At 63.8% G+C, this 6,569-nt stretch carries 4 protein-coding genes; 2 read left to right on the top strand and 2 right to left on the bottom strand.

Going from position 1 to position 6,569, the window contains the following annotated elements; translation table 11 throughout:
• Positions 1-742, bottom strand: a 742-nt coding sequence (locus EN993_RS29070; protein WP_164757878.1) for a DEAD/DEAH box helicase family protein, incomplete at its 3' end; no start/stop codon positions are given.
• 125 nt (positions 743-867) lie between these two features.
• Entirely contained in the window at positions 868-2,466 is a 1,599-nt protein-coding gene (locus tag EN993_RS29065) for a DUF2778 domain-containing protein (RefSeq protein ID WP_127265504.1), read from the bottom strand.
• A gap of 515 nt (positions 2,467-2,981) precedes the next feature.
• On the opposite strand from EN993_RS29065, the gene EN993_RS29060 reads away from it, so the two are divergent.
• Both EN993_RS29060 and EN993_RS29055 read left to right on the top strand, forming a co-directional pair.
• Positions 2,982-3,851, top strand: a complete 870-nt coding sequence (locus tag EN993_RS29060) for a protein-L-isoaspartate O-methyltransferase (protein ID WP_127265503.1) — start codon at positions 2,982-2,984, stop codon at positions 3,849-3,851.
• Positions 3,852-3,956: 105 nt separating this feature from the next.
• On the top strand, positions 3,957-6,569 hold a 2,613-nt coding region (locus EN993_RS29055; protein ID WP_127265502.1), incomplete at its 3' end, for a hypothetical protein.

Raw genomic sequence — 6,569 nt, 5'->3', positions numbered from 1 at the left:
CCAGCGTCTTGTTCGGCGCCAGGATCAAAGCAGGGCGCTGCGTCTCCTCGATTACCTTGGCCATAGTGAAGGTTTTTCCGGACCCGGTGACGCCGAGCAGCACCTGGGTGCGGTCGTTGTTGTCGACGCCTTCGACCAGATCTTTGATCGCGGTTGGCTGGTCGCCGGCCGGTTCGAAATCCGACACCATCTTGATGGTAATGCCGCCTTCGGATTTTTCCGGGCGGGCGGGGCGGTGCGGCGTCCACAGCACACCGTCCTTGTGCAGCGGATTGCCGGATTCGATCAGCGCCGACAGCGCGGCCACCGTCGCGGTGACGCTGCCCGAGGCCATCGTCTCGGCGTCTTCCAGCGAGATGTCGAGGCCGGCGACCGGATTGAGGCCGGCTGCCGTGCGCTCCCTGGCCGTTGCCGCGCCACCCATCGAGGTGCCGCGCGAACTGCGCCCCGGCGAGCTTGAGCGCTCGGGTATCTTCTTCGACGGCTTCGGCGATTTGCCGCCGTCGCCCTTGCCGACGAGACGTCCTTCCTTCTCGGCTTCCTGCTCGATCTGCTCGGCCCAATCCGCGATCGAACCGGTCAGCGGCGTGCCCGAGAGCTCTGGCTGCGGCATCTCGGCGAAGCCGCCTCTGTGCAGCGGCTCCGAGGCGTCGAGGAAATCCGTCAGCGGACTGCGCCGCTTCGGCGCGGCGCGGTCGTCGTTCGCCGTCGGCGGCGCTTTTTGATCGGGAGATTTGGCCATGTCCCGAATATGGGATTTCCTGGCCAAAATGGAAAGAGTGGGATGAGGTGAGGCGCCTCGCCGGATGCGGCTCCTGACAGAAGGCTGTCAGGAGGAGACGTTGGTTGCGTGCCTGCCCGGAAGGATCAGGCGCCGCGTGCGTTGTCCGCCGCCACACGGGTCGCCGATCCGTTCAGGCGCGGCACCACAACGAGGCGCTTGATTTTGCCTTTCTTGAAGGCGGCGAGGAAGCGCGCATAGTCCTTGAAGGCGACGCAACCGCTCGACTGGGCGTAGCGGCCCCGAAGCAGGTAGGTATGGGCCAGCAGGCCGTCGCGATTGTATTTGTTGCGGCCATCGACCGGTGTCAAGCGCAAGGCCTCCACACCATGAAAGCGCGACTCGCGCAGCGATAGATTGTAGGTGTTGGGCGGTGTCGGTCCGCGGTTCTTCTGGTTGGCATAGCGAGGCTGGTCCGCCATGGGGCCGATGCCCGAATGCGCCTCGAGCCTCGAGCCGTCAGGCATGTAGACGGTGCCGGCGCTGATGTCGTAGACGGCGACGCCATTGCTGGCTCCGCTGCTAGACCCTGGCGAGTTGAACAGGTTCCTGAATGCCTTGCCGAGGCCGCCCGAAGGCGTGTCCGGCTTGGCATAGGCCAACACATTGCCGCCATCGGCCGGTCGGCCTTGCCGCGCCGGCTTGGTCGGCTGAGCCTGCTGGACGGTCTCGCGCGCCGGCTTCGGCTGCTGGACGGGCTTGGACTGCTGCTGCACGACCTTGGGCTGCTGCGGTGCGTCGAATTGCGGGCGGCGGGTCGGCAACGGCACGTCGTCGGTGAGCGCGTCCGGCAGCGAGGCGGCATCGCCGGGTTGGTCCTGCTGGGTTTCGACGGGCGAAACCGCGACGTCAGCCGACGATTCTTCGATCGGCAGCGGTGAGGCAAACGCCTCGTCGTCGACCGGCAGCGACTCCACGAGGGCAAGCGCCAGCTGCGAATTATCTGGCGTCTCCGACTGGGCAAAGCCCGTCGGTTGCGGCGCGGTCTGCACGACCACTGAGCCGGTATCCAGCCGGGCGAAGCGTTCCGCCGCCGGAGCCGGCATGTCATCCGACAGGCTGGCCATGACCTGGACGGATGGCACCAGCGACGCCTCGGCAATTTGCGGCGCGACACTAGAAATGACCGGAAGTGCGGGTGTGTTGGCTGCCGGGGCAGGCTTGCCGGCACTCGCGAAGACAGCGGCGAGCTTCATCGGCGACAACGACGCTTCCATGCGTTCGAAGCGTTCCTGCGATTTCGATTTTGCAACGGTGGGTACGGGTTTTGCCTTCGCCACAAGGCGCTCGGATTTCTCCGCCAGGGGACTCACCTCAGCTGGTTTGAAGCAGCTGGCGCCGCATTGCACGGCCTGGTCATGCAGCGCCTGAGCGCCGCCATGGGCATTGGCCAGCACGAAGGGTGCTTTCAAGAAATGCTGTTTCAGCGGATCGACAAGGGCGAGCGATCCCGACATCGACAGCGTCTGCGGCAGGCTACCCGAGGTCGCCGACAGCGAGGCGCCGACGGAGCTGAGGCCGGCCATGGTGCCGATCAGCCACAGGCCGATGGCGGTGCTGGCGCAAGGCAATGCGATCCAGCGGACGACCCGGCCAGTATTGAAGGAAGGGGAACGCGGGGCATCGACGAACTCGCCGCCTTCACGCTGGTCCCGGATTATTTTTTGTTTACTCGACAACGCCATGCAACCAATCTCGCTCCAATCGGTTTCCCCCGTACGTGGCCTTGTGAGCCGCGACGACCATTCTGCGAGTGATCCCAGGTGGTCCCCGACGCGTTTGCCGCGCCTGTCGTTGGTTGCCGATTGCTTCAAAATATGGACAAAGTTGGTTAATCAATCCCTCTCAAAACCAACGACGAGATGTGGATTTGGGCCAAATCAGGCTTCGTCCACAGCCAGGAAAGTGGTGTTGTCGCCCTTCCGACGCAGTTTTGCTGCCTGTTTTTGACGGCCGAGTCAAGCAAAACAGCCCTTGCTAATTTTTTCGCAGTGCCCTGAAGTTGTACCTGCAGCGCAGCGACTGCCGACAGGAATTGCCTAAAAAGGCGCCTGGCGCCCGCAAAACTGTTGCTCGCCTGCCACAAATTTGCTGCCCGGACGGGCGCTTCCTGAGGGCCATTGACTCGTTTTGGGAGGCGGTGCAATCGAATTGAAGTGCTTGGTTTTGGGTGGCAAAGGCCACTTTTGGAGACTTTTCCATGAGGCGTCGGGACTTCTTGGCGCTGTCGGCGGGTGCGGCGGCGTTTTCCATTCTTCCGGGCGCCGTCAGGGCTGCCCTGCCAGTGCCCTACGATCGGAACGCCGAGGTGCCGGTGAACGACAAGAAGGCGTTCATCGAGTGGATGGTGGCCAATCGCGGCGAAGATCCGAAGTTTCTGGCTGAGCGATTCGATCGCTTCCAGATCATGGTCTACAACAAGGACGTGCTGGACGACCGCAACAAGCGCGCCTTCCTTTCTACACCGCGTGAAGAGTTCGTGCTGCCGCAGAATCTGGGGCGCGCCTATGATCACGCCTTTCTCGATATCGGCTATGGCGTGACCATTTCCGGTCCGCATCTGGTCGGGCGCATGACGACGGTCATCGACGTGCAGTTCGGCGAAGCCGTGCTCGAGATCGGCACCGGCTCGGGCTACCAGTCGGCCTATCTGGCCAATCTCACCGACAAGGTGCACACGATCGAGATCATCAACCCGCTGGCACAGCGCACCCGCCGGACCTATGACGCGCTGATCGAGCGCGGCTACAGTGTATTCGGCTCGGTCACCAGCCGGAATGCCGATGGCTATTACGGCTGGGAAAGCGTCGGTCCGTTCGACAAGATCATCGTCACCTGCGGCATCGACCATATCCCGCCGTCTCTGTTGCAGCAGCTCAAGCCCAATGGCGTCATGGTCATCCCGGTCGGCCCGCCGGGCGCGCAGCATGTGCTCAAGGTGATCAAGCAGCAGCTTGCCGACGGCACGTTCAACATCGTCCGCTCGGACATCTACAATGGCAAGGTGGTGCCTTTCGTGCCCTTTACCAAGATGGAAGGCGACCAGATCGTCGGGACGCATAACAGCTGATTTGGCTATGCCGTGACGGCCTTTGTTTGTCGTAGGTTCTTGTCGCAAAACCGTGGGACACTTTTGCAGAACCTGCTGAGCTGAACCACCGCATCAAAGGGCCTCATGGCAGCCGTCGCATCGACCTCTCGACCAAGTATCGCCTCGCTTGAGGCGCCGCGGCTCGCCCACTATCTCGCGGTCGGGCTGATCGCCGGCGCCATCATCGCGCTGCAGATATCGGTCATGCGGGTGTTTGCCGTCGGCAGCTGGTCGCATTTCGGCTCGCTGGTGGTCAGCCTCGCCATGCTCGGCTTCTCGCTGTCCAGCGTCGTCATCTTTGCCGGCAAGGACTGGTTCGACAAGCACTGGCAAGGGGCCGCAACCGCCGCCCTGCTGCTGATCGGCCCGCTTGCCGTCGCCTCCAACCTCGTCGCCCAGACGGTGCCGTTCAACGCCATCTTCCTGGTCTCCGACCCCGAGCAGAAATGGCGGCTGCTGGCCAATTTCCTGCTCTACCTCCTGCCGTTCCTGGCCGGTGCGTTCTTCCTCGGTATCGTCTTCCTGAAAAGCCGCACGGCCTTTGGCCGCGTCTATTTCGCCGACCTCACCGGCTCGGGGCTCGCAGGCCTCGTCGTTCTGGTGTCGATGTATCTGTTCGCGCCGGAAACCATCATCGTCGTGCCGCTGCTGTTGTGGGTCGCCGGTTCGCTGCTGTGGTTCTTGGCCTTCGGTGCCTGGAAGAGCGTTGTCGCCGGCGTGGTCGTGGCAGCGCTGTCGATCGCCGGTTACCTTATGCTGCCCGGCCTGCTCGGCATCCCCGACATCGCCGTGTCGCAGTACAAGGGCGTCGCCTATGCCCGCAACTTCCCGGACGGCAAGCGCATCTACCGCAGCGTCTCGCCGTTCGGCGACCTGCAGGTCTATGCCAGCTCCTACATGCATTTCGCGCCGGGCCTGAGCGACAATGCCGCCTTCGGCATGCCCGAGGTTCCCGCCAACACCTATGTCGGCATGTATCGCGACGGCGACGGGCCGGAAGGCATCATGCGCAACCTGGCGCCGGCCGAGCAGGTCTATTTCCGCTATCTGCCGATGCACTACCCCTATGTCATCAAGGCTAGACCCAAGACCTTCGTCGTGCAGTTCGGCGGCGGCATCTCCACGCAGGCCGCGCTCGATGCCGGCTCGACCTCGGTGACTGTCGCCGAAAGCAACCCGATGACCTTGCGGGCGTTCCGCGACCCCATCCTCAGGGATGTCACCGGCGACATCCTGGCCGAGCCGCGGCTCAAGGTGATCGACTATGACGGGCGCCTGTTCCTGGCCAACACCGCTGAGCGCTACGACGTCATCGACCTCAGCCTTGCCGACAGTGTCGGCCTGTCCAATCCGGGCGGCTTCGCCATCTCGGAGAAGTATGCCTACACGCACGAAGCGATGCTGAGCTACATGCACGCGCTTGCCGATGGCGGCGTGCTGTCGGTGACCTTGTGGAACAAGGAAGAGCCGCCGAAATCGGTGCTGAAGCTGTACTCGACTATCGCCGAGGCGGCCCGAACGTTCGACGGCCAAGGTGCCGCCAAAGACATCTTCGCCGTGTCGAGCTATCTGTCGACGACGACGGTGCTGTTCAAGCGCGGCGGCTTCACCGAGGCGGAAATCAAGACGCTGCGCGACTACACCAGGTCGATGTCGTGGGAGGAGATCTATTATCCCGGCATGGCCTATGACGGCTCGGCGGCGCAAAAGATCCTCGACGATTATCGCGCCTCGATCTTCGGCAGCGGCGAGGATGCGACGCTGACCCAGCCCGCCGCCGATGCGACGGCGCCGGCCGATCCGATCGTCCCGGCCGATCTCGACTGCGATCCGACGGCGCCCGTCGATCCGACGCTCGATACCTGCGCGGGGGCTGGCGGTGATGCCGGTCCGCAGGTGTTGCCGGCGACGGCGCTGGAGCGCATGGCCTGGCACGCGCTGCTGACTGGCGGCTGGGAGCGGCTCGCCGGCGACTATGTCTTCGACGCACGTCCGCTGAGCAATGACCAGCCCTACTTCGCCGCCTATGTGAAGGTCGCCGACCTGCCGCGGACGCTGGACAGGCTCGACCTGTTCCAGGACGACTGGGGCTATCTGCTGATCTGGGCGACGCTCGGCATCGCCTGCATCACGGCCGCGTCGCTGGTGCTGCTGCCGGTCCTTTTCGGCTGGCGCATCGTGTTCTCGCGCTCGCGTGGCAAGCTCGGCACCATCCTCTATTTCGCTTGCCTCGGCCTTGGCTACATCATGGTCGAGGTCGGGCTGATAAGCCGCTTCACCGTGGCGCTGGCCAATCCGACTGTATCGGCTTCGGTGCTGATCTCGTCGATGTTGGTGTTTTCCGGCCTCGGCAGCCTGTTTGCCGAGCGCATTTTTGACCGCGCCAGGACGCTGCTGCCTGTGGTGCTCCTGGCGATCTGCGTGCTGCTTTTGGCGTACGGATTCTATCTGTCGCCGGTGCTCGACTGGATCGGCGCCTATCCCTATGCCGTCCGGCTGCTGCTCTGCTTCCTCCTGGTGTCGCCGCCTTCCTTCCTGATGGGCATGCCGATGGCCACCGCCATGACCTGGCTGGCGCGGCTGGGCAAGGAGCATCTGTTCGTGTGGGCCTGGGGCATCAATGGCTGCTTCTCGGTCATCGGCTCGGCCGCGGTGCCGATCGTCGCCACCAGCTTCGGCCTCAGCGCGGTGCTGCAA

The organism is Mesorhizobium sp. M7D.F.Ca.US.004.01.2.1 (genome assembly GCF_003997785.1).
Classification (GTDB): Bacteria; Pseudomonadota; Alphaproteobacteria; order Rhizobiales; family Rhizobiaceae; genus Mesorhizobium; species Mesorhizobium loti.
The sequence above is the reverse complement of the archived record's forward strand: the minus strand, read 5'-3'. Positions and strand labels throughout refer to the sequence as shown.

Coding starts and splice junctions, on each gene's coding strand:
- EN993_RS29065 (WP_127265504.1), bottom strand. CDS start 2,466: ATGGCGTTGTCGAGTAAACAAAAAATAATCCGGGACCAGCGTGAAGGC.
- EN993_RS29060 (WP_127265503.1), top strand. CDS start 2,982: ATGAGGCGTCGGGACTTCTTGGCGCTGTCGGCGGGTGCGGCGGCGTTT.